Source organism: Phyllobacterium zundukense, from assembly GCF_002764115.1.
Taxonomy (GTDB): Bacteria; Pseudomonadota; Alphaproteobacteria; order Rhizobiales; family Rhizobiaceae; genus Phyllobacterium; species Phyllobacterium zundukense.
The window spans coordinates 2,232,565-2,254,544 of the sequence record NZ_CP017940.1; the positions used below are offsets into that span (position 1 = coordinate 2,232,565).

Genomic DNA, 21,980 nt, shown 5'->3' on the forward strand with positions numbered 1-21,980 from the left:
ATCGAAGGTCAATCGACAGAAATCACGTCGCCTGTCTGGCGGTCGATATCGACCCGGATGTCATCACCCCGGCGGTCAATGCCTTCAACGACATATCTGGACCGGGTGCGCCTTACGTTGTCGACGTCCCTAACACCTTCGCTTCTGGCGATGCGAACGGCTTGCCGTTCGCCAATTTCGTAGTACCGGCGCTCTACCCGTTCTGGCGCTGCTTCACGCAGCCGCACGCCGTCGGGGCCAATCACGATCGATTGAGCGAAGCCTTGCGGCACTGCCGCAACGGTCATCAGCGCCGCTGCTCCAACAACTACCAATCTCTTCAACATAACATTCTCCTTAAGATCAAAATCGTACGCAAAATACCCCACGCTCCTGAACCAACGTTTGATTCCCGATAGCGTTCCCGTCCCTGCATGGGATATAAACTTATCCAAAAAGTGGCGAAAGCACGCCCGCGACGTTTAAAGGTGCAATCCGGCCTATACATATGTGTTTTCAATCCGGCCGGTCTGCGTAGCCCGGAAACGCTGATTCACCGCTGGCAAGCGACTCTAACGGATTAGCTTTCGATTAATTGCCGCCCACTCCCCGCAAGTGTAATTTAGACCATCGGGTAAAAACAAAAAAATGTGGTGGGGGCCATGAAAAGAACTCGAGACTACTACGATTATGAAGCGAGACGTTCTCGCTCATTCCTAGTGAAGATCTGCGATTACGGCGTTGCGATTATGCTGCTGACCGGTGTTGTCTATTCGACCTACCTGGACATTCAAGGTCGATTCAAGCCGAGTGGCGTGGAGCTCTTGGCTGCAAAACATGCCGCGACCAAATCGGTCGTCGAATAGCCGTCAGCTGCGCCGAGCCAAACCATCCAAACCATTGAGAAGGTGGCGATCCCGGCTGGATATCGCTCCGGGTTCCACGTCGCTTAGAAGAACGTCACATGCCTTGCGTGTTATTGCTTATAGCCCTTTGCCTGCATGCATGCATTGACAAGATTGGCCTCTTCCTTGCTTCTGGCAGAGGCGTTAGTGGCTAAGGCGGCGGTTGAACCGGCGGCTTGATACTTACATTGCGCCATATCCTTGTCCGCAGGTGTGACAGGATCTTCGCTATGGACCCACTTCTTCTCAGAAGAAGCGCATGCCGCGAGGACCATCATCGGAATGACAAATAGTAAAATCCGGCCTCGGGAGAGATTTTTGGAAGTATTGGATGAACCTGAAACCGCGTCGGACATGGTGAGAATCCCCTATTTAATTAGCCTAATACCAAAGTCAGGCATAAATCTGTTCCGAATGCTCCAATGAAAAGCCAGCCTATACCAATGCGGAAACTACATTGCATTTGGGGGCCGGCACAACCCCGATTGTGATATTTGACGGGGAAGCCAGATAGCATCAAGGGAACGTCAGGTGTTTCCGGGGTTGTTAAAGCCATCCTAAATAGCACAAATGTGCGGGTGGGTTCAGTGACCTTGTGGAAGCAGCTTCCAATGATCAAATCCTAAAGATCCCTTGCACTTTTGCGAATACGCGATGCTGTCTCGCGTGGTTCCGATTGCAGTAACTTCTGCTTCTGGCAACGCATCGAGGACATTCACGCCGGCAGGTTTGATCGCAAAAATATCACCGTTGGGTGAATGACCGGAGGCCACTCTTGCTTTCCTGTTAGGGGCACTGTTGGATCACCTTTTGACACGGGGGAAAAACGACCATGCTTGCGGCTTACATCGACGAATTCATTATGTTTTGCGCCGGATTATGGATGACAGCTGTAGGCTTCCGCTACCTATCTTTTCCAACTCCCAACCAAGGTGACAAGAATGCGTGGCTTGCGAGCCTCGTGACTCATTTCAAATGGATGGGACCGCTATTGCTGGCAATCGCTATCATTCTAGCCATCGCCTCACCGGCTTAATCAACTAGACTCAAGTCCCGACCGCAATCGACGAAATGCGGTGGACCGAAGCTTTTACCGCTGAATAATAACCCTCACCCTTGAAGCCGATGATGTGAACGCAGCGCATTTAAACAGCCCATTAAAAAAGCGACGCGATGGCCATCTCTGTGCGGAACAATTCGCTGTTTTGACTGTTCTTGGCACAGTCACGGGAGGTGTTCGATGACACAGCAATCCGTTATGCTCCCCGCCCTAGTTGTGATGTTTGCTCTACTAGCGGCACTGGCCTTTTTATCGCGGGACGAGACTAGACAGAACCGCCCCGGACTCGTTCAACCATCGGGTCAATCTGACACCGGCAATTGATGACGGGGAATTGGAAGCGGAGCGAGTCCCATCGCTTGCCCAACAAACGCTCCGCGATGCGCTTGCGACGTTAACAGATCATGGCCAACGCAACGCTGGCAAACACGGTGGAGACCGGCAGAATGCGTTGTGCCAAGTTTATCATGATGGCTGCTTGTGGCCGCGAAGCCGAAATTAAGTCGGTCTAGGCCGCGGGTGGGGGCCCTCTCAACCTTTCGTGCCCATACCCGCCGCCTCGAGGATGAGCGCCGCCACGGCCTCTGGTTGCGAGATCATCGACACGTGGCTGGACTCCAGCTCGATCGTTTTAGCGCCCATGCGTTTTGCCATGAAGCGTTCAAGGTCTGGATTGATGGTACGATCGTTCTTGGAGACTGCGTAAAAGCTCGGCTTTGATCGCCAGGCGGCCTGTGTCGTCTTGCCAGCCAGCAACGCCTTGTTGAAAGGTGCCTGTACGGCATAGAGAATTTTGGCTTGCTTCTCAGCCACGTCGCCCGCGAAGTCATGAAGGAAGGCTTGCTCGGTCAGTCGACCCTCATCGCCGTCGAATACGATGCCGGCGGTAGCTGGAGGTGTCGGATAGGTCTTGGCGAGGGCAGTGTAGTCTTCTCCGGCATCCGGAGCGCGGGCGGCAATGTAGACAAGCGAGGAGACGTTCGGATGCACACCAACTTCCGTGACGATCATCCCGGAGAAAGAATGCCCGACAAGAACCGTTGGCCCCTCCTGGCGGTCAAGAACGCGCTTGGCGGCGGCGACCGCTTCCGGAAGCGTCGTCAGCGGGTTCTGTACCGAGGTCACGTTTAACCCCGTTGCCTGAAGGCGGCCAATCACGTCAGACCAGCATGAACCATCAGCGAAAAGGCCATGCACAAGCACGACGTTCGTTGCCTTGACGATATCATTTGCCAGCACTCCCTTTGGAAGGAGGCTGAGGGCGGCACTCCATGCAAGGGCTCCGGTAAACATTCGGCGGGTCATTGGTTTCATGACGTTTGCCTTTCTGGATTTCGACTGAGATAAATTCGTGGCCGCGACATTCGGTGGGGAAATAATAGCAAGAATGGTCCGAAGCTGTAACCATACGACGGTCGATGCCTTTTGGCGGCCAACTGATGTCAAAATGGCCCCTGCGCCGGCCCGAAGATTGCGCTACCCCTCAGGTTGCGAATGCAGTAGCATCCATCACACGTTCTGGATTGGACGGTCTTCAACAGCGGGGGTTGTGTCGACGTTCGGATCATCATCATCGGCGATATCTGCCAGGCACTTCGCGCTGTCGGTTAGAGTTGATTCATGTCTTCGACCGATGTGAGCGGCTCATCCCGACCCGGGCGGTGGGGCTTAGCCGCCAAGCTGTTTACAACCCTCGTCCTGCTTGGCGCGATCGCGGTCCTGGTGACCGGGGTGCTCGGTTACTTCCGCGCCCGCGACGCCCTCGAAAAAGCGGTATTCGACCAGCTCACGGCCGCCCGCCAGGCCAAGGCGCGTCAGGTTGAAACCTACTTCCGCACGATCCATGCCGAGTTACGCCTCCTTGCCACCTCCAAGATGGTGGTCGATGCAACGCGAGAGTTCCGGATCGCAGTCGACCAGATCGACCGGGGAGGCACGTCACCCGAATTGCGGCAGAAGGTCAGCAACTAGTATGCTGAGAACTTTATCCCCGGAATGACGCGTATTCTTGGTAAGGAGCCGGCACTGGCAGATTACCTGCCAGTCGGTGCCGCCCCCTACTATCTGCAGTACCACTACATCGTCGCCAATCCGCATCCGGCCGAGCGGCGCAAGCTTCTCGACGACGCGGGCGACGGAAGCGACTACAGCAGGCTGCACGCCGTGTATCATCCCCTGATGCGCGCTGCAGCCGCAACGGTCGGGTTCTTCGATTTCATGCTGGCCGACGCCAACTCAGGTCGCCTGATCTACACGGTCGAGAAGGAAGTCGATTTCACGACTTCCCTCCAAGTCGGTCCCTACCGCCGCTCCAATGTCGCCGCCGCCGTTGCCCGCTGCGCCCCATCCCCCGACCGGTCGGCCGTGTGCCTGGAGGATTTCGCCTCTTACGCGCCATCGGGCGGCGCACCAATTGCCTTCATGGGAGCACCGGTGATTGACGCGGGCGTCGTCATCGGCGTGCTGATCGCGCAATTGTCGAACGAGGAGATCGACAACGTCGTCACCGGCGGTCGCCGCTGGCGACAGGAAGGGTTTGGCGACACTGGTGAAGCCTATCTCGTTGGTCCCGATTATCTGGTGCGCTCGGGTCCGCGGGCGTTCTACGAGAATCGGGACGACTACTTCGCTGAGCTCAAATCCGTCGGTGCCTCGAACGAGGAGATCGCCGCCATCGGCCGTTACGGGACGCCTGTGCTGCATCAGCGAATCGACACCAAGGCCACCCGGGCTGCGCTTGCCGGTGTCGAGGGCACGGGCGAGATCATCGGCTACCGTGGCGTCCCGACGCTCGCTTCGTGGGGACCGCTGGCGATTCCGGGCGTCAAGTGGGCCCTCGTCGCCAAGATCGACAGCGCCGAGGCCCTCGCGCCGATCGACCGGCTTCGCCGGGATCTGCTGCTCGTTGGCGGCTTGGCGCTGCTGGTAGTCGCCGCCACCGCCGCGTGGCTTTCGCGCGCGCTGCTCGGACCGCTGCGCGAGCTCACTGCAGGAGTAAAACGCTTCGCTGCCGGCGATTACGGGACCAGCGTGCCGGTCCGCACGCGCGACGAGATTGGCCAGCTCTGCTTAGCTTTCAACGGCATGGTCGAGGATCTCAGTCAGAAGAATGCCGTGATCGAGAACAAAAACCGGGAGAACGAAGAGCTACTGCTCAACGTCCTGCCGGCACCTATCGCTAACCGGCTGCGCGGTGGCGAGGAAGCAATCGCCGACGGCTTTGCCGAAGTAACGGTCGCCTTCGCAGACCTGGTCGGCTTCACGGCGCTGACATCGGAGATGCCGCCGCACGAGGTCGTGACGTTTCTGAACGGACTGTTCACGCGCTTCGATATCGCCGCCAACGATCTCGGGATCGAAAAGATCAAGACGGTGGGCGACGCCTATATGGCAGTGTGTGGCCTGCCCGAGCCGGTGGCCAACCACGCCGAGCGCATGGTCCGCATGGCAATACGCATGGTCCACATTACCCGCGAGCACGCCATGGAGCATAACGTCTCGATGAAGCTCAGGGTGGGCATCAACAGCGGGCCGGTGGTGGCCGGCGTCATCGGCAAGAGCAAGTACATCTACGATCTATGGGGCGACACGGTGAACCTCGCGAGTCGGATGGAATCAGGTGGAATCCCCGACTCCATTCAGGTGACGCGCCCGGTCTACGACCAGCTTAAGGGCCAGTTCGTCTTCGAGACGCGCGGCGCTATCGAAGTCAAAGGCAAGGGGAAAGTGGAGGCTTGGCTCTTGAGATTGTAGAACGAAAATCGATCGACCATTTCCAGTGCCAATGCCATTCACAAGGCGTATCAGCCGGTCGATTTGGAGAGTGTGCGTCAAGCCGACGAGGCCCGCAAAATTGGCCATCGCAGGATGCGCGACCAGAACAATGAGGCCGAAAAGTCTAAACTCCGCTCGTAGGCTTGCCTAAACTTCTCGATTCCACCAGCGCTAAGTTATTGAAAAGGTGGCGATCCCGGCTGGATTCGAACCAGCGACCGTCGGCTTAGAAGGCCGGTGCTCTATCCAGCTGAGCTACGGGACCAATTTGTGTTCCGGCGGAACCAATCCTCGCCGGAAAATCGCAAAATTCAGTAAAAATCAATGCGTCCAGGGCTGCTTGCGGTCGAAACGGAAGTTTTCCGAATAGGACACCACGCGCCGGCGCGTTTCCTTGGGCTCCTGCACGCTATAGGCAATGCCGTTTTTCAGCGCATAGGCGATCGCCTCTTCCTTCGTCTCGAAAGTCAGGCGAATCTGGCTCTTCATGTCGCGCGACGAGGTATAGCCCATCAGCGGTTCAACCTTGCGCGGCTGTTCCGGCTCGAATTCGAGCGTCCAGGTATCGGTCTTGGCCTTGCCGGACTGCATTGCGGTTTTTGCTGGGCGGTAGATACGTGCTGCCATCGAAGAAATCCCTTTGTCTGCAATTCCGATATATTACAGGCTTTTGACGAACTCCAGCAGCATCTTGCTTGAAGTGGTCGGAGCGGCAGGATTCGAACCTGCGACCCTCTGGTCCCAAACCAGATGCGCTACCAGGCTGCGCTACGCTCCGTGTTCTTCAACGGTTGCCTGACTAGTGTTTCCGGCGCCGAGAAGCAAGCTATAAATCACCGTACACCAATAAAAAGTCGGTGGAGACAGAACGTCGCAGGCGAACCTTCCCGTTTCCGATGCGCTTCACAGATCAAACGCCGCCTGCCCTTCGTCGATTGCAGTAACAACGCTGGCAGCAAGCGCGCGCGTGATCTTCGATTTCCTTTCGAGCGCCGCCCGGTCCAATCGTTCGACGATGCGGTTGGCGGTCGAAAGCGAGCGCTCGATATGGCTAACCAGAAAGCTGATGACGTTAGGGTCCACGGCGATCTGCCGGTCGGCAAAAAGCTTGTAGAGCACGCCCGACAGCAGCATGTCGTCCGGCTCGCCGATTTCCACCGTCGTTGCAGCCTTCAGGCGAGAGGCGAGATCCGGCAGGGTGACCGGCCAGTTTGCCGGCCACTTGCGCGAGGTCATCAGCAGGCTGGACCCGCTCTGCCGCACGCTGTTGATCAGATGGAACAGGCCGGCCTCGTCGAGCTGCCCGCTGCCGATATCGTCGATCAGGAACGGACCCGTTTCGCCCGATACGGCGCCGATATTCTGCGCACCGATGACGATGGCGTCGGATTCGGCCTTCCAGACCGCGGCGAGATGGGTTTTTCCGGAGCCTGTCGGCCCGGCCAGCACGACGACCGGAGATATCCAGCCCGGCCAGCGATCGACAATATCAACCGCCGCCATGTTGGATGCGGACACGATCAGGTCGTCGCGGGAATAACCCGGCTCGTGGCCAAGATCGAGCGGCAGCTGTCGCGGTGTAAAAGCGTCGGTCATGCGCGATGAGATACAGCCAGCAACGCCGGACTGTCATCTGATTTCTTTGGTCTTCTCGCTTTTGCGGTACTCGCCTGTGTAGAGCGGGGATTGCTGGTAACGGCCGATGACAAAGCGGACGAGTACGCCGACTGCGGCGGCCGTCGGCACGGCGATGAGCATGCCGGTGAAGCCGAGGAGCGAGCCGAAGGCGAACAGCGCAAACATCAGCCAGACCGGGTGCAGGCCGACGGAGGAGCCCACGAGTTTCGGCTGGAGAATATTGCCTTCGATGAACTGGCCGATACCGAAGGCAATAGCCACACCGACAATGTGACCCCATTCCGGCCAGAACTGCACGATCGCCACGGCAAGCGCCAGAACCAGGCCGACCAGCGAACCAACATAGGGAATGAAGCTGATCAGACCAGCGAAGAGCCCGATCAACAATCCGAAGTTGAGGCCAACGACGGTCAGACCGACCGCATAGATGATGCCGAGCAACAGGCAGACAGTACCCTGCCCGCGTACGAAACCGGCAATGGCCTTGTTCATATCGCGGCCGATAACACGAACGGTTTCAACATGTTCGCGCGGAACCAGATTGTCGATCTTGGCAACCATGCGGTCCCAATCGAGCAACATGTAGAAGGCAACGACAGGTGTGACGACAAAGAGCGCCGCCACATTGATCAGGGTCTTGCCCGAACTCCAGATCGATTGCAGCAAGGTGGTGAGAAAGCCCGCCCCCTGCTGAAGCAGCGAATCCAGGCTGTTGCGGATCACCGAGGCATCGACACCGATGAAATCCTTCAGCCATTGCGAGTCACGATTGGCGATCAGTTCCTGGAGCATGGTCACATAGGTCGGCAGGCGCGCGATGAGATCGCTCATTTGCGACGCGAGTACGGGCACGAGGATGATCAGCAGCAGTGCGAAGGTTACGATGAACAGCACCAGGATAACAACGGTCGACAGCAGCCGCGACAGGCCAAGACGTTCAAGCCGGTCGGCGACCGGATCAAGGAAATAGGCGAGGACGAGTCCTGCCACAAATGGCAGAAGGATCGAGGAAAAAATATAGAGAAACAGTGCAAGAAACACCATCGCCCCGGTCCAGAATACGGCCTGACGGCGCACGCTGGTGGCGAGCGTGCTGACCTGCACGTCGAGATGGATGTCCCGCTCCGGGATCACCTCCACCGGTACGGGTTGAGGCTTGGCCGTGCCCACGCTCTTATTTTCGCTCTTGCTCATATCCTGCCATGTGTTTTGTCCACGCCACGAGATAGGCAGTCGCGGAAGCTGCGGTCAAGAGGGCAACCACCCATACGAGCATGGTCCGGATGCCGGGGAGAGAAAATTCGAAGGCGAAATCCGCCAGGGTAATGGCGACGAGGACGATCTGGAGCGCCGTATTTGCCTTGGACACCATAAGCGGGCGCATCTCCACCGGTTTGCCCATCACCGCTCCGAGGATGACCGCACCGATGATAAAGATATCGCGCGAAACAACGATGACAACCAGCCAGACCGGCAATTGCTCGAGGAAGCCCAGGACCACGAACAGCGAAACGAGCAGGAGCTTGTCTGCAATCGGATCGAGATAGGCGCCGAGTTTGGACCTCTGATCGTAGCGCCGCGCGATGAAACCATCGACGCCATCCGAGACGCCGGCGACGACAAAGCCGATCAGCGCGGCTCCGACATAACCGGATAACAGGGCCATTACGATGAAAGGGACGAGAATGAAGCGAAAGATCGTGATGTAATTGGGAATGGTCACTCGTTCCTGCTTCCTCGTGCATGCCTCTCCTTCCTAAATGGAGAGAATGAATGCGTTGCTCAAGCCCAAACGGCCGGCAAAGTGTCGATAAGTGGCGTTTTCTCGGCCCTTCAGGGACTCAGACCTTGCAGCAGCGCCAGAGTCGTGCCATTTCGCGGTCAACAATCCCGGAGCAGATCATGAGCGTGAAAAGCGAGCCCACCAAAGGTGGCAAGAATGGCCTCACCTATGCACAGGCTGGCGTCGATATCGATGCCGGCAATCTGCTTGTCGAAAAGATCAAGCCGATCGTGCGCTCGACGCGCCGTCCGGGCGCCGATGGCGAGATTGGCGGTTTCGGCGGCCTGTTCGATCTGAAGGCTGCAGGCTTTACCGATCCGGTGCTCGTCGCCGCCAATGACGGCGTCGGTACCAAACTTAAAATCGCCATCGATGCCGGCGTGCACGATACGGTCGGTATCGATCTCGTCGCCATGTGCGTCAACGACCTGGTCGTGCAGGGCGCTGAGCCGCTGTTCTTCCTCGACTATTTTGCCATCGGCAAATTGGACCCTGATCAGGGCGCGGCCATCGTCAGCGGTATCGCCGAAGGCTGCCTGCAGGCCGGTTGCGCACTGATCGGCGGCGAAACGGCGGAAATGCCCGGCATGTACCGCGATGGCGATTATGACCTCGCCGGATTTGCGGTGGGCGCGGCCGAGCGCAACCAGCTGCTCCCCTCCGGCGATATCGCCGAGGGCGACGTCATTCTCGGCCTCGCCTCCTCCGGCGTTCATTCCAACGGCTTTTCCCTGGTACGGCGTATTGTCGAACTCTCCGGCCTTGGCTGGGATGCAGATGCGCCGTTCAAATCCGGCACGACACTCGGGCAGGCCCTGCTGACGCCGACACGCATCTATGTGAAGCCGCTGCTTGCCGCAATCCGCGCAACCAAGGCGATCAAGGCGCTTGCGCACATTACCGGCGGCGGTTTCCCCGACAATATTCCCCGCGTGCTGCCGAAGGACTTGACGGCGAGCATCGATCTTTCGGCCATCAAGGTTCCGCCGGTGTTTTCCTGGCTGGCAAAAACCGGCGGTGTCGAACGGGATGAAATGCTGCGGACGTTCAACTGCGGCATCGGCATGATTGCCGTGGTTGCACCGGAAAATGTCGATGCAGTGCTCGAAGCGTTGAAAGCACAGGGTGAAGAGGCCGTGCGCCTCGGCACGATGGTTGGGCGCAGTGATGCGGGTGTCGCCTATCAGGGCACGCTGGCGCTGTGAGCAGCGGAACGCCGAAGAAGCGCGTCGCCGTCCTCATATCTGGGCGCGGCTCCAATATGAGCGCGCTGATCGAAGCGGCGAAAGCGGCCGACTATCCGGCAGAGATCGTTGCGGTCATCGCCAACAAGGCGGATGCCGGTGGACTTGATACGGCGCGGGCGCAGGGCATTACGGCCCATGCCATTGCGCATCGCGACTATCCCTCCAAACAGGCGCATGAAGCGGCGGTTTCCGCGGCACTGCAGGCGGCAAAAGCCGACATCATCTGCCTTGCAGGCTATATGCGCATCATCTCGCCGGAATTCGTGCGTGAATGGGAAGGCCGGATGATCAATATCCACCCTTCCCTGCTGCCACTGTTCAGGGGCCTTCACACACATGAACAGGCGCTCGAGGCCGGCGTGCGCGTGCATGGCTGCACGGTGCATTTCGTGACCGCCGGCATGGATGAAGGCCCTATCATCGCGCAGACGGCCGTACCAGTGAGGACCGGCGATACCCCCGACACGCTTGCCGAACGGGTTTTGTCGGTTGAGCACGAGACCTATGCCCGCGCGCTGGCAATGGTGGCAACCGGCCAGGCGGCGATGAAGGATGGTCGGACGGTTTTCAGCGATTGATGCGTTGGCCGTGCCTAAGCCGCGTCTGGAAACTCCAAAAGGGGGTAGTTCAGTGAAGCAAATCCCCTCTCTTGCGATTTCTAGCACTTAGCCAAGAGGCTAAGATGCTGAAATCGCTTTCTCCCCCACAAGGGGGGAGATAAGTGCGGGATCCGCCGCCAGCCTCACCCAGACCTTGTTGTCATGGAAGGCGGCGCCGCCATTGGGTGCGGGAGAATCGGCACCGGTCAAGACATTGATGCCCTCGCCGCGCTCGAAGGCTGAATTTGCAAAGATGCCTTCGGAAATGACCACGGCGCGCTTGGTCACAGCCTGCACACGTGCATGCACCACGACCTCGCCGCGATCATTGCCTATCTCGACGCGCGCGCCGTCTTCAATACCAAGCTCGGCCGCATCATCCGGATGGATCAGCAGTTCGGGGCGCCGTTCCTTGACTACCGATGTAGGGGTCTCGGAGAAGGTCGAGTTGAGGAAGTTGTGCGCAGGCGATGTCGCAAGGCGGAATGGATGCTTCTCATCCGCAACCTCGATCGCCTGCCAGTAGTCCGGCCATTGTGGCAGGGCCTCGTATGGTCCCTGTAAACCCATGGATTGCGGCGGACGGTTCGGCGAGGGTCCGCCCGTCCAGTCCGGCTTGAAGCGGAACTTGCCGTCGGGCCAGCTGAAGCCCTTTTCATAATGCGCGGTTTCAAAGTCGGGCTGGATATCGAGCCAGCGCGCTTCTTTCAGCGCATCGAAACCGGGCAGATTGCTGGCGGCCATCATGTTGTCGATCAGCGTCCTGGCATCGAGGTCGAAGCCAGGAAGATCGTCGACGCCGAGGCGTTTCGCCAATTCATTGATGACGTAGAGGTTCGGCTGCGTTTCGCCGGGACCATCGATCAACTTCGGTCCGAGGACGATATGCTGCTGGCCGCCGCCACGATAAATATCGTCATGCTCCATGAACATGGTGGCCGGCAGGACGACATCGGCGAGCTTCGCGGTATCGGTCATGAACTGCTCGTGCACGGCCATGAACAGGTCTTCGCGCAGCATGCCCTGTTTCACCAGGCGTTGTTCCGGCGCAACGTTGGCGGGATTGGTGTTCTGCACCAGCATGGCCATGACCGGTGGGCCGCCATACAGCGCAGCCGGATCGCCTGTGAGTGCCGCACCAATCTTGCACTGGTCGATATGGCGGACAGATGGATCGGCGAATGCCCGGCCCTCGATCTCCCGCTTGTCCATACGGAAAATGCCGGAATTCGAATGAAACCCGCCGCCACCCTCATATTTCCAGGCGCCTGTGACAGCAGGAATGCACAGGGCGGCATGCATATTCACCGCGCCATTGCGCTGGCGCGCGAAACCATAGCCGAGACGGAAAAATGTCTTCTTGGTCGTGCCGACCAGGCGGGCAAATTCTTCGATTTCTGCAACGGACAGGCCGGTGATCGCCGCAGCCCATTCCGGCGTGCGATCCTTCAGATGCTGTTCCAGTCCCTTCGGATCGTCGGTATGGCTGTTCAGATAATCCCAATCGGCAAGGCCATCGCGGAACAGGACATGCATGACCGCGCAGGCAAACGCGCCATCGGTACCGGGCTTGAGCACCAGCCCAAGATCCGCCTGCCGGACAGTGGCAGTCTCGTAGATATCGATGGCGACGATCTTGGCGCCACGATCCTTGCGGGCGCGCACCGCATGGGTCATGACGTTGACCTGTGTCGCCGCGGCATTGGTGCCCCAGATGACGACGCAGTCGGACTTGGCCATTTCACGCGGATCGACGCCGCCGAGCTTGCCGGTGCCTGCGAAGAAACCGGACCAGGCGAGGTTCGTGCAAATGCTGTCGAACTGGTTTGAATATTTCTTGGCGTGGCGCAGCCGATGAATGGAATCGCGCTGCACAAGGCCCATTGTGCCCGCATAGTAATAGGGCCAAATACTCTCGGAGCCGTATTCGGCCTCCGCCCTCAGGAACCGCTCGGCGATCAGGTCAAGGGCTGCTTCCCAGCTCGCGTCTTTCCAGATGCCTTCGCCTTTTGCACCGCCGCGAATGACCGGCTTCAGCAGCCGTTCCGGATGGTGAATGCGCTCGGCATAGCGGGCGACCTTGGCGCAAATGACGCCAGCCGTGTAGCTGTTTTCCTTGGCGCCGCGCACACGCCCGATATGGCTCGTATCGAGGACTTCCACGTCGAGCGCGCAGGTGGACGGGCAATCGTGGGGACAGGCCGAATGGCCGGTGTGGAGAAGGACAGCTTTGTTCATCGTCTATCCATAGCGCAAATTCTGGCAGCCACAAATGCTGCTTTTTGTCTTGGTGACAAGCTTGTGCCCGCAGCTCTTGACGTAGCCTTCGCATCTTGATAGTTAAGTGATTACTTTAGTATCGTACTGACAAACGTTGCAAAAGAATCGGAGGAGCCGCCATGTCACTCAAACTGTATTTTCACCCGCTGTCCTCCTTCTGCCAAAAGGTGCTGACTGCGCTCTATGAGAAAGACCTGCCCTTCGAGAAAAGCGTCGTCGATTTCATGGATCCGGCCGCGAGCGCCAGCTTCACCGAAATATGGCCGATCCGGCAATTTCCGGTGCTTCGCGACGAAGCGCGCGGCAAGACCATTCCTGAATCAAGCCTGATCATCGAGTATCTGGACCAGCATTATCCGGGAAAAGTGCAGTTGCTGCCCGCGGATCCCGAATTGGCGTTTCGGGCACGTCAGCTCGACCGCTTCTTCGACCTGCACGTGCAGGTACCGATGCAGAAGATCGTCACCGACAATTTCCGCCCGGAAGGCCAGAATGACACTTTTGGCGTCGAAGAGTGCAAGAAGAAGCTGGGGGTTGCCTACGGCATCCTGGAAAAAGAAATTGTGAACAGGACTTGGGCGACAGGCGATCATTACACGATGGCGGACTGTGCAGCCTCACCTGCGCTGTTCTATGCCAATTTGTCGGTACCGCTCGGAGCCGAACATTCCAATGTGTCACGTTATCTGGACCGGCTGATGAACCGCCCCTCTTTCGCTCGCGCTATCGAAGAAGCGCAGCCGTATTTTCACTTGCGGCCAGAATAGATCACGCCAGCCGCATGACCGCCGCACCGGCCGCGATCAAACCCACGGCAGCCAGACGCTTCGGACCAACGCTTTCATTGAGGATGAAGGCCGAAATGGCGACGGCAAAGAGGATGGACGTTTCGCGCAAGGCCGCCACGGCAGCGACCGGCGCCATGGTCATTGCCCATAGTGCCAGACCGTAGGAACCAAGCGTACCGACGCCGCCGATCGTCGCGAGGCGGGTGCGTTTGACGAAATGCGGCCAAAGCTCGCCCCTGCGCATCACCATTGTCCAGACAAACAGCGGCACGGCATTCAGTACGAAAACCCACATTGTATAAGCAGCGGGCGCGCCGGAATGGCGCACGCCAACGCCGTCGATGAGCGTGTAGGAGGCAATCACGACAGCATTGATCAGGGCGAACATTGTAGCGGCTCGATTTGATGCCGCCCGGCGGCGCGATTCCAGCGCCAGCGCGAGGACACCTCCGCATATCAATGCAATTCCCGCCCATTTCTGCAAGGAAAGCACTTCGCCGATCAAAGGTCCGCTCGCAATGGCCACGATCAGTGGCGCCGTGCCGCGCATGATCGGATATGCCTGGCTCATGTCGCCACTGCGATAGGCAGCAGCCACGAGCACAAGATAGATGACCTGGGCGACGCCGGACGCTGCAAGGAACGGCCAGCTTTCGCGTGCCGGCGGCGCAAGGAAGGGCAGGCAAATCGCAGCAATCAGCCCGGCAGAGGTCACCACCACCACGGTGTTGAGGAACTTGTCGCCCTCGGATTTGACGACGGCATTCCAGCTTGCATGCATGAGCGCAGCAAACAGCACAACGAGGACGACGGTTCCGGACATTTATAACCCCAACACGCCAGCCAGTTGCGCGTGACCAGCTTGCTCTATGACAGATTTGTGTCTGTGGGCAAATTCGTTAATTGGAAGCTTAACATCAACGATTCTAATGGGACGATCGTTCGTACGCTTGCGACCGAACGAACATCGTGAAACAAGCAGCCATGAACTATCGTCACGCCTATCATGCCGGCAATTTCGCCGATGTGGTCAAACACATCATACTGATGCGAATTGTCCTTTATCTGCAACGCAAGGACCAGGCCTTTCGCGTCATCGATACCCATGCGGGTATCGGCCGCTATGATCTGCAAGGCATCGAGGCGGGCAAGACCAATGAGTGGCAAAGCGGCGTCGGGCGGCTGCTGGACGCCAAGGTCGATGCAAAGGTTGCGGAGCTGATCCAGCCCTATCTCGACATCGTTCGCGCTGAAAACGCTGACGGCACGATGCGCCATTATCCGGGTTCGCCGTTGATCGTGCGACATCTTCTGCGGCGTCAGGACCGGCTTTCGGCGCTCGAACTGCACCCGCAGGATGCCGAATTGCTGGCCGACGTCTTCGAGGGCGACATTCAGGTCCGCGTGACCAAGCTCGATGGCTGGCTGGCGCTTGGCGCCCATCTGCCGCCGAAGGAAAAGCGCGGCCTTGTGCTGGTCGATCCGCCGTTCGAAGTGGGTGGGGAATTCGACCGGCTCGTCGATGGGCTTGTGCGGGCGCACAAGCGTTTTTCCGGCGGGATCTTTGCGCTGTGGTATCCCGTGAAGGACCGGCAGGAGGTCCGGCGGTTCGTCACGGCGCTGCAGGAAACCGGAATTCCCAAGATCTTGCGTGCGGAATTGATGATTCGTGCGCCCTCAGCGGAACCGAGGCTGGATGGCACCGGCATGATTATCGTCAATCCTCCCTATACGCTGGATGATGAATTACGCACCATCCTCCCGGCGTTGTCGAAAATCCTCAGTGAGGGACAGAATGCAGGTTTCACACTCGATTGGATCCGTGGCGAGCAAGTTGCCACTTGACCGGACGCAACTGCTGGTCGAGATTGGCGTTACGAAGACATTTCACGGAGAGTGATCCATGGCACGCGTATCGTCCCTTCTTGCTGCAAGCTTCGCAGTCGGTGTGGCACTATCCTCCATCGCCGCCCCGGCAAGGGCTGCGGACTACACCGAGAGCGGGCCGGGCTATGACGATACATGCGGTCGGGCACACGTGTTGAACCGCATCGTCAACAGATTCTCCTACCAGGTGCACCACGTACCCGGCCTGCCGCAGGTGGCGATCCAGGATTTCAGCGACGTGCGCCTAAGTCGCTATGAACCGAGCCGCGATCCTGAACTGGCTGCAGTGGCCCGTCACTATTGCCGTGCTACAGCCCACCTGTCCGATGGCGATCAGCGTCCGGTCTGGTATCTGGTCGAAGAGGGACAGGGGTTTGTCGGGGTCGGTAACAATGTCGAGTTCTGCGTCGCAGGATTTGATCGCTGGCACGTCTACAATGGCAATTGCCGCACCTTGTATTGATTTTAAATAGAGTATGCCGATCGGAAAGCTGGCCCGCTACGCCCTGTTTGCGGCCCTGATCGGCATAACCATCCTCACCTATCTGAGGGAGCAGAATCAGCCGCAGGACAGCAGCCCTGAACCAATCGCGGCCTCCGAACGGCAACCGAATCGTTTGCCGGCCGCAGTTGTTCCGGCAGGATCCGGGTTCGACTATTACGTCCTTGCCCTCTCCTGGTCGCCGAGTTATTGCGCGGCGGAAGGTCCAAACGCCAACCGGCAGCAATGCGCTTCCGGCCGCCCCTACGGCTTCGTCGTGCACGGATTATGGCCGCAATATGAGCGCGGCTACCCGCAGGATTGCGATACATCGCAGCCACGCGACGTGCCTTTTGCCAAGGCCAAGCAGCTATCCGATATCATGCCGTCGACCGGCCTCGTTATCCACGAGTGGCGCAAGCACGGTACCTGTACCGGCTTGACCCAGAAGGACTATTTTGCGGTGATACGCCAGGCGGTAGAGCGCGTTTCGATACCCTCGGCGTACCGCCAGCCAACGCCACGCGCGCCGGTCAATCCGCTCGTTCTCGAACAGGCTTTTATCTCCGCCAATCCGGGTCTGACAAAGGATGGAATTGCCATTACCTGTGACAGCGACTATTTGCGCGAGGTGCGCGTCTGCCTGACAAAGGATCTCAGCTTCCGCTCGTGTCCCGAGGTCGAGCGCTCGTCCTGCCGGCGGCGATCTGCGGCAATGCCGGCCGCGCAGTAAAATGCCGCGCTTTGCTAATCCCCGTGACCGGTTTACGGTTCGGCACCGAATCGCCAAAACACTGGAGCGTCATCGTGACGAAAGTACTTTATTCTCCTGCCTCCCCCTACAGCACCAAAGTCCGCATGGCTGCGCTCTATGCGGGTGTCCCTGTTGAATCCGTGCTGGTCGACAGCAATGCCGAACCCGCGGAACTGATCAATGCCAACCCGCTGGGCAAGATCCCGACGCTTATTCTCGACGATGGCAAGGCCATCTTCGACAGCCGGGTCATCACGCAATATCTGAACCGTTTGTCCGGCAACAAGATTTTCCCGCGCAATGCGGAAAAACGCCTGGAAGCCGAACAGCTGGAATCGATCGCCGATGGTCTCTGCGATGTCCTGCTGGCGCATGTCTATGAGCGCCGCTTTCACCCGGAGGAAAAGATCCATCAGCCGTGGCTCGATCGCCAATGGGGCAAGGCGCTCCGCGTGCTTGATCAGTTGAATGCCGCGCCGCCTCGCCTCAACAAGAAAATCCATGGCGGTCATATCGCGCTGGCCGCCGCCCTCGCCTATGCGAGCCTGCGTTTCGAAGGCAAATGGGAAAAGGGCCGCTCCAAGCTGAAGCGCTGGCAGAAGCGCTTCGAGGAATTGCATCCGGAGTTGGCCGCGCTGCTGCCGAAATAAACCCCAGGCAAGAAAAAAGCCGGGCAGTTTCCTGCCCGGCTTTTTGCTGAAATACGCTGGTTTTAGAACTTGTAGCCAACACCAACACGAACTTCGTTCGTGGTGAGCTTGCTCGAAACGTCGTCAACACCACCGAGGTCATAGTCCTTGCGGCCATAATCGCTGTAGCGATACTCAAGACGTCCGACGATGTTCTGAGTGATCTTGGCTTCTGCACCGGCACCGGCCGTCCAGCCGATGTGGGTGTTGGAATCGCTACCGGTAGCGGACTCGAGCTTGCTGTTCGTCACGGCAAGACCGCCGGTGCCGTAAAGCAGAACCGGGTTGAGATCGATACCGGCGCGAGCACGGACCGAACCTTCTACGCCCTGCTTGGCCTTGATGCCATTGCTGGTATCGTCACCACCGGAATAGCCGAGATCGGCTTCACCACCATAGACGAACTGGCCGTTCTGGAAGTTATAACCACCATAGGCGCCGCCCTTGAAACCGTCGGCGTCGATGTTGCCTTCCTCGGTCTTGTGCTTGTTCCAACCGTAGCCGCCATAGGCACCAAGGTAGGCGCCGGACCAATCGGAGACGGGTGCTTCAACGACGGCTTCCGGAGCCGGAGCCTGTTCTACAACGGCGTCGGCAGCAAGAACCGGGGCGGAGAGCGTCAGCACAGCTGCCGAAGCGAGGATCATTGTTTTAAGAGTGCGCATGGCAATCTCCCTTTTTAGAACTCTTTCACACGGAGCGGGCACTGGTCGGGGGGAAAACCATTGATCTGCGTCCGCTTAACGAGACGGACATTCGCTCCGCATTGTGGCGGCACTTGCTCCGGAGTGTGAAAAGAAGCCGACGAGAAGATGGCAGAAATGCGATGTGTTTTTTATGCAACAATCAGAATTCGTCAATGATTTCAATTATCTAAAAATACTCCCATAAAATAAAAGTTTATGGATATTTGAGTAAAATCTACTCGGACGTCACTCGATATTGCAGCGCAATATAATATACTTAATGGATACTTAATTTCTGCATTCGTCTTGAGCCGCGCTTTGAAATTCTCGTGCTATACGGCGTCAGCTGACTGAAAAGGCATTGGACATGCGCGATCCACTGCAGCTGTTCATTGCTGACCTTTCGCCCTCGCGCTTTCAATCCGCCATCCTTATATTCGTGGCTGAATCGCAGCATAAGGAAGAGCCAACTTGAAGTCTGACCAAACCGTTGTTCTTGTAACCGGTGGCGCAAAGCGAATCGGCAAGGCAATTGTCGAAGATCTCGTTGCACATGGCTTTGCCGTTGCGATTCATTGCAATCATTCGCGCGATGAGGGCGAAGAACTTTTGACAGATATTTATGCCGCGGGTGGCACGGCGTGTGTCGTCCAGGCCGATCTTGCGGACAGCAATGCCGTGCGCCGGCTTGTCGGTGACGCGAAGGATCAGCTCGGACCGGTCCAATTGCTGGTCAACAATGCTTCGACTTTTCAGGAAGACGGAATCGGCAATCTGACCGACGACGCGATCTGGGACAGGCATTTTGCCGTGCACGTCAAGGCGCCGGTACTGCTCGCCGATGCGATGGCTTCAGCCCTGCCCGCCGGCAAGGATGGTCTGGTTGTCAATCTCATCGACTACCGCGTGTGGAAGCTCACGCCCAAATTCATGTCCTATACGTTGTCGAAATCGGCGCTCGGGACAGCGACACAGACGCTTGCACAGGCGTTGGCGCCACGTATCCGCGTGAATGCTATTGGCCCAGGGCCAACCCTGCCGAGCCCCAGGCAGAGTCAAACGGATTTCAACCGCCAGGTCAGTGGGCTCCTGTTGAAACACGGGCCCGATCTGTCAGAATTCGGCCGTACAATCCGCTATCTCTGGGAGACACGCTCGATAACGGGGCAAATGATTGCGCTCGATGGCGGGCAGCATCTGGCTTGGGAAACGCCGGATGTAACAGGAATTACAGAATGAACGACCCGGCAAACCCATCCCCCAATCCGAAGCAGATTCTTCCTGACGACGTGAAGGAGGACGATATCGACGTTGGTGTGGCAAAGGAAGAGGACGAGACGCCTGACGAGAGCGGCGAGCCGCTGCGCGATGTTGCCGCGCTGATCAGTGCGATCGAGTGGGATTCTACCGTCGTCAGCGATGGCACCAGTGGCGCCGATGTGATTGCCGAGCTGGTCAAGCGCCTGCCAAACAAGCCCGGCGTCTATCGCATGTTCAACGAGGCCGGTGACGTGCTTTATGTCGGCAAGGCGCACAGCTTGAAGAAGCGCGTTTCCAACTATGCGCGCGGTCAGGGCCACAACAACCGTATCGCCCGCATGATCCGCGAAACCATGAAGATGGAGTTCGTCGTCACCCGTACCGAGACGGAAGCGCTGCTCCTGGAAGCGAATCTGATCAAGCGCTTGCGGCCACGTTTTAATGTGTTGATGCGGGATGACAAATCCTTCCCATATATCCTGCTGACCGCTCCGAAACAGACAGACAGGAGGCTGGCGCCCGGGATTTTCAAGCATCGCGGCGCGCGTTCGAGCAAGGGCGATTATTTCGGGCCTTTCGCCTCGGCCGGAGCAGTCGGGCGGACGATCAACGCGCTGCAGCGGGCATTCCTACTGCGCACCTGCACGGATTCGTTCTACGAGAACCGTACACGACCCTGCCTGCTCTACCAGATCAAGCGCTGCTCCGGGCCGTGCACCGGCGAAATCAGCGATGCGGATTATGACGAGCTCGTCAGCGAAACCAAGGCCTTTCTTTCCGGCAAGAGCCAGGCAGTGAAGACGCATCTGTCCGATGCGATGCGCGAGGCATCGGCGGAACTGGATTTCGAACGGGCTGCCGTATACCGCGACAGGCTCTCGGCGCTGTCGCATGTGCAAGCGCACTCCGGCATCAATCCGCAATCGGTGGAGGAAGCCGATGTCTTCGCCATCTATCAGGACGGCGGCGTTACCTGCATTCAGGTGTTTTTCTTCCGTACCGGTCAGAACTGGGGCAACCGCGCCTATTATCCGAAGGCGGATTCGTCCTTGTCCGGTGCGGAGGTTCTCGGCGCGTTCCTGTCGCAGTTCTATGATGACAAGCCCTGCCCGGCCCTGATCCTGCTTTCCGAGACAGTCGAAGACCAGGAACTGCTCGGCGTGGCGCTGACAGCTAAATCCGATCGCAAGGTCACAATCAGCGTTCCGCAGCGCGGCGAGAAAAAGGATCTGGTCGAGCATGCGCTGAGCAATGCGCGCGAGGCCCTGGGGCGCCAGCTCGCGGAAACCTCATCGCAATCACGGCTGCTCAAGGGCGTGGCGGAGACTTTCGGTCTCGAAAAGACGCCGCGGCGCATCGAGGTCTACGACAACTCCCACATCATGGGCACCAACGCCATTGGCGCGATGATCGTTGCCGGACCCGAAGGTTTCGTCAAAAACCAGTATCGCAAGTTCAATATCCGCTCGACAGAGATCACGCCGGGCGACGATTTCGGCATGATGCGAGAGATCATCGAGCGGCGCTTCAGCCGGCTCGTCAAGGAACATGGCACGCCGGAGACCAAGGACGCGCCGGCAGAGGATATCGAGATCGACGAATTCGACGACGATTCTGACGCTTTTCCGGCGTGGCCCGACATTATCCTGATCGACGGGGGCCAGGGACAGATGAGCGCGGTGCGCGGTATCCTGCAGGAGATGGGCATTGCCGACAAGGTAACGGCCATCGGCGTCGCCAAAGGCGTTGACCGCGATGCGGGACGCGAGCGCTTCTTCATGGAGGGCAAGCCGTCATTCACGCTGCCGCCACGCGATCCGGTCCTGTATTTCCTGCAGCGCTTGCGCGACGAGGCGCACCGCTTTGCCATCGGCACGCACCGCGCGAAGCGCAAGAAGGAAATGGTCAAGAACCCGCTCGATGAAATCGCCGGGATCGGTCCTTCGCGCAAACGTGCCCTCCTGCATCAATTTGGCACGGCCAAGGCGGTTTCACGGGCTGCTGTCGAAGATTTGATGAAGGTCGACGGTATATCTGAAGCGATGGCGATTACAATTCGCGACCATTTCCGTACATAGAGTCTTTCTTATTGATATCGGGACATAAATGCGCCCGACTCCCCATTGATGAGCTTGACGGAACGCGGTCGAACCCCTTTGATCGGCACTGA

General features: G+C 58.3%; 22 protein-coding genes, 2 tRNA genes and 1 pseudogene. 12 read left to right on the forward strand and 13 right to left on the reverse strand.

Annotated features, from left to right (window positions below):
* Positions 1-8: 8 nt before the first annotated feature.
* Entirely contained in the window at positions 9-326 is a 318-nt protein-coding gene (locus tag BLM14_RS11220) for a PepSY domain-containing protein (protein WP_099999438.1), read from the reverse strand.
* A gap of 315 nt (positions 327-641) precedes the next feature.
* Here BLM14_RS11220 and BLM14_RS31035 point away from each other — a divergent pair, with 315 nt between their 5' ends.
* A complete protein-coding gene (locus BLM14_RS31035; RefSeq protein ID WP_133123841.1) occupies positions 642-845 on the forward strand; it encodes a hypothetical protein in 204 nt (67 codons plus the stop codon).
* A 110-nt stretch (positions 846-955) separates the two neighbouring features.
* On the opposite strand, the gene BLM14_RS11225 is transcribed toward BLM14_RS31035, so the two are convergent.
* Both BLM14_RS11225 and BLM14_RS11230 read right to left on the reverse strand, forming a co-directional pair.
* The gene (locus BLM14_RS11225) at positions 956-1,240 is read right to left on the reverse strand and encodes a hypothetical protein (protein ID WP_133123840.1); all 285 of its coding nucleotides are present in this window, start codon (positions 1,238-1,240) and stop codon (positions 956-958) included.
* Positions 1,241-1,468: 228 nt separating this feature from the next.
* A complete protein-coding gene (locus tag BLM14_RS11230) occupies positions 1,469-1,657 on the reverse strand; it encodes a hypothetical protein (RefSeq protein WP_099999440.1) in 189 nt (62 codons plus the stop codon).
* Between the two features lie 59 nt (positions 1,658-1,716).
* Between BLM14_RS11230 and BLM14_RS31775 the strand changes: the two genes are divergently transcribed.
* Entirely contained in the window at positions 1,717-1,920 is a 204-nt protein-coding gene (locus tag BLM14_RS31775) for a hypothetical protein (protein ID WP_099999441.1), read from the forward strand.
* 555 nt (positions 1,921-2,475) lie between these two features.
* On the opposite strand, the gene BLM14_RS11240 is transcribed toward BLM14_RS31775, so the two are convergent.
* Positions 2,476-3,258 (reverse strand): alpha/beta fold hydrolase, encoded by a 783-nt coding sequence (locus tag BLM14_RS11240; protein ID WP_237143334.1) that lies wholly within the window; start codon positions 3,256-3,258, stop codon positions 2,476-2,478.
* Positions 3,259-3,564: 306 nt separating this feature from the next.
* Here BLM14_RS11240 and BLM14_RS11245 point away from each other — a divergent pair.
* Positions 3,565-5,697 (forward strand): annotated as a pseudogene (locus tag BLM14_RS11245) (adenylate/guanylate cyclase domain-containing protein).
* 209 nt (positions 5,698-5,906) lie between these two features.
* Here BLM14_RS11245 and BLM14_RS11250 read toward each other — a convergent pair.
* The 6 genes from BLM14_RS11250 to BLM14_RS11275 form a co-directional block, all read right to left on the reverse strand.
* A tRNA-Arg gene (locus BLM14_RS11250) sits at positions 5,907-5,983 on the reverse strand.
* 56 nt (positions 5,984-6,039) lie between these two features.
* Complete coding sequence (locus BLM14_RS11255) at positions 6,040-6,345, reverse strand: ETC complex I subunit (RefSeq protein ID WP_099999442.1); 306 nt, start codon at positions 6,343-6,345, stop codon at positions 6,040-6,042.
* Positions 6,346-6,419: 74 nt separating this feature from the next.
* Positions 6,420-6,496: transfer RNA gene (locus BLM14_RS11260), tRNA-Pro, on the reverse strand.
* 125 nt (positions 6,497-6,621) lie between these two features.
* Positions 6,622-7,326 carry a DnaA regulatory inactivator HdaA gene (gene hdaA, locus BLM14_RS11265; RefSeq protein WP_204252018.1) on the reverse strand — a complete coding sequence of 235 codons (705 nt, stop codon included), beginning with the start codon at positions 7,324-7,326 and terminating at the stop codon, positions 6,622-6,624.
* A 21-nt stretch (positions 7,327-7,347) separates the two neighbouring features.
* A complete protein-coding gene (locus BLM14_RS11270; RefSeq protein ID WP_162293150.1) occupies positions 7,348-8,550 on the reverse strand; it encodes an AI-2E family transporter in 1,203 nt (400 codons plus the stop codon).
* Positions 8,531-9,079 carry a CDP-alcohol phosphatidyltransferase family protein gene (locus BLM14_RS11275; RefSeq protein ID WP_099999444.1) on the reverse strand — a complete coding sequence of 183 codons (549 nt, stop codon included), beginning with the start codon at positions 9,077-9,079 and terminating at the stop codon, positions 8,531-8,533. Before BLM14_RS11275 ends, BLM14_RS11270 begins: the two co-directional genes overlap by 20 nt.
* Positions 9,080-9,258: 179 nt before the next feature.
* On the opposite strand from BLM14_RS11275, the gene purM reads away from it, so the two are divergent.
* Positions 9,259-10,344 carry a phosphoribosylformylglycinamidine cyclo-ligase gene (gene purM, locus BLM14_RS11280; RefSeq protein WP_099999445.1) on the forward strand — a complete coding sequence of 362 codons (1,086 nt, stop codon included), beginning with the start codon at positions 9,259-9,261 and terminating at the stop codon, positions 10,342-10,344.
* Positions 10,345-10,400: 56 nt separating this feature from the next.
* Positions 10,401-10,964 (forward strand): phosphoribosylglycinamide formyltransferase, encoded by a 564-nt coding sequence (gene purN, locus BLM14_RS11285; protein ID WP_100001223.1) that lies wholly within the window; start codon positions 10,401-10,403, stop codon positions 10,962-10,964.
* A 99-nt stretch (positions 10,965-11,063) separates the two neighbouring features.
* Here purN and BLM14_RS11290 read toward each other — a convergent pair whose 3' ends face one another.
* Positions 11,064-13,223, reverse strand: coding sequence for a molybdopterin oxidoreductase family protein (locus tag BLM14_RS11290; RefSeq protein ID WP_099999446.1), 2,160 nt, complete (start codon positions 13,221-13,223; stop codon positions 11,064-11,066).
* Between the two features lie 161 nt (positions 13,224-13,384).
* Between BLM14_RS11290 and BLM14_RS11295 the strand changes: the two genes are divergently transcribed.
* On the forward strand, positions 13,385-14,032 hold the full coding sequence (locus tag BLM14_RS11295) for a glutathione S-transferase family protein (RefSeq protein WP_099999447.1): 648 nt from the start codon (positions 13,385-13,387) through the stop codon (positions 14,030-14,032).
* A gap of 1 nt (position 14,033) precedes the next feature.
* On the opposite strand, the gene BLM14_RS11300 is transcribed toward BLM14_RS11295, so the two are convergent.
* Positions 14,034-14,876: an EamA family transporter gene (locus tag BLM14_RS11300; RefSeq protein ID WP_099999448.1), complete on the reverse strand. Its 843-nt coding sequence runs from the start codon at positions 14,874-14,876 to the stop codon at positions 14,034-14,036.
* Positions 14,877-15,037: 161 nt separating this feature from the next.
* Between BLM14_RS11300 and BLM14_RS11305 the strand changes: the two genes are divergently transcribed.
* The 4 genes from BLM14_RS11305 (at position 15,038) to BLM14_RS11320 (ending at position 17,825) form a co-directional block, all read left to right on the forward strand.
* Positions 15,038-15,898: a 23S rRNA (adenine(2030)-N(6))-methyltransferase RlmJ gene (locus tag BLM14_RS11305; protein ID WP_099999449.1), complete on the forward strand. Its 861-nt coding sequence runs from the start codon at positions 15,038-15,040 to the stop codon at positions 15,896-15,898.
* A 58-nt stretch (positions 15,899-15,956) separates the two neighbouring features.
* Positions 15,957-16,403, forward strand: a complete 447-nt coding sequence (locus tag BLM14_RS11310) for a hypothetical protein (protein WP_099999450.1) — start codon at positions 15,957-15,959, stop codon at positions 16,401-16,403.
* 13 nt (positions 16,404-16,416) lie between these two features.
* Positions 16,417-17,154 carry a ribonuclease T2 family protein gene (locus BLM14_RS11315; protein WP_099999451.1) on the forward strand — a complete coding sequence of 246 codons (738 nt, stop codon included), beginning with the start codon at positions 16,417-16,419 and terminating at the stop codon, positions 17,152-17,154.
* Between the two features lie 74 nt (positions 17,155-17,228).
* A complete protein-coding gene (locus BLM14_RS11320; protein WP_100001225.1) occupies positions 17,229-17,825 on the forward strand; it encodes a glutathione S-transferase in 597 nt (198 codons plus the stop codon).
* Between the two features lie 62 nt (positions 17,826-17,887).
* Here BLM14_RS11320 and BLM14_RS11325 read toward each other — a convergent pair whose 3' ends face one another.
* Positions 17,888-18,529, reverse strand: a complete 642-nt coding sequence (locus BLM14_RS11325) for an outer membrane protein (protein ID WP_099999452.1) — start codon at positions 18,527-18,529, stop codon at positions 17,888-17,890.
* Positions 18,530-19,021: 492 nt separating this feature from the next.
* Here BLM14_RS11325 and BLM14_RS11330 point away from each other — a divergent pair, with 492 nt between their 5' ends.
* Both BLM14_RS11330 and uvrC read left to right on the forward strand, forming a co-directional pair.
* A complete protein-coding gene (locus tag BLM14_RS11330; RefSeq protein WP_099999453.1) occupies positions 19,022-19,789 on the forward strand; it encodes an SDR family oxidoreductase in 768 nt (255 codons plus the stop codon).
* A complete protein-coding gene (gene uvrC, locus BLM14_RS11335; RefSeq protein ID WP_204251954.1) occupies positions 19,786-21,888 on the forward strand; it encodes an excinuclease ABC subunit UvrC in 2,103 nt (700 codons plus the stop codon). The genes BLM14_RS11330 and uvrC overlap by 4 nt, the downstream gene beginning before the upstream one ends.
* The last annotated feature ends 92 nt before the right edge of the window (positions 21,889-21,980 follow it).

Excerpts from the sequence above, each read along its gene's own strand:
- BLM14_RS11325 (WP_099999452.1), bottom strand. The coding sequence starts at position 18,529 with ATGCGCACTCTTAAAACAATGATCCTCGCTTCGGCAGCTGTGCTGACG.
- BLM14_RS11295 (WP_099999447.1), top strand. The coding sequence starts at position 13,385 with ATGTCACTCAAACTGTATTTTCACCCGCTGTCCTCCTTCTGCCAAAAG.
- uvrC (WP_204251954.1), top strand. The coding sequence starts at position 19,786 with ATGAACGACCCGGCAAACCCATCCCCCAATCCGAAGCAGATTCTTCCT.
- BLM14_RS11300 (WP_099999448.1), bottom strand. The coding sequence starts at position 14,876 with ATGTCCGGAACCGTCGTCCTCGTTGTGCTGTTTGCTGCGCTCATGCAT.
- BLM14_RS11225 (WP_133123840.1), bottom strand. The coding sequence starts at position 1,240 with ATGTCCGACGCGGTTTCAGGTTCATCCAATACTTCCAAAAATCTCTCC.
- BLM14_RS11315 (WP_099999451.1), top strand. The coding sequence starts at position 16,417 with ATGCCGATCGGAAAGCTGGCCCGCTACGCCCTGTTTGCGGCCCTGATC.
- BLM14_RS11255 (WP_099999442.1), bottom strand. The coding sequence starts at position 6,345 with ATGGCAGCACGTATCTACCGCCCAGCAAAAACCGCAATGCAGTCCGGC.
- BLM14_RS11290 (WP_099999446.1), bottom strand. The coding sequence starts at position 13,223 with ATGAACAAAGCTGTCCTTCTCCACACCGGCCATTCGGCCTGTCCCCAC.
- BLM14_RS31775 (WP_099999441.1), top strand. The coding sequence starts at position 1,717 with ATGCTTGCGGCTTACATCGACGAATTCATTATGTTTTGCGCCGGATTA.
- purM (WP_099999445.1), top strand. The coding sequence starts at position 9,259 with ATGAGCGTGAAAAGCGAGCCCACCAAAGGTGGCAAGAATGGCCTCACC.
- BLM14_RS11270 (WP_162293150.1), bottom strand. The coding sequence starts at position 8,550 with ATGAGCAAGAGCGAAAATAAGAGCGTGGGCACGGCCAAGCCTCAACCC.
- BLM14_RS11220 (WP_099999438.1), bottom strand. The coding sequence starts at position 326 with ATGTTGAAGAGATTGGTAGTTGTTGGAGCAGCGGCGCTGATGACCGTT.
- BLM14_RS11305 (WP_099999449.1), top strand. The coding sequence starts at position 15,038 with ATGAACTATCGTCACGCCTATCATGCCGGCAATTTCGCCGATGTGGTC.
- BLM14_RS11240 (WP_237143334.1), bottom strand. The coding sequence starts at position 3,258 with ATGAAACCAATGACCCGCCGAATGTTTACCGGAGCCCTTGCATGGAGT.
- purN (WP_100001223.1), top strand. The coding sequence starts at position 10,401 with ATGAGCGCGCTGATCGAAGCGGCGAAAGCGGCCGACTATCCGGCAGAG.
- BLM14_RS11310 (WP_099999450.1), top strand. The coding sequence starts at position 15,957 with ATGGCACGCGTATCGTCCCTTCTTGCTGCAAGCTTCGCAGTCGGTGTG.
- BLM14_RS31035 (WP_133123841.1), top strand. The coding sequence starts at position 642 with ATGAAAAGAACTCGAGACTACTACGATTATGAAGCGAGACGTTCTCGC.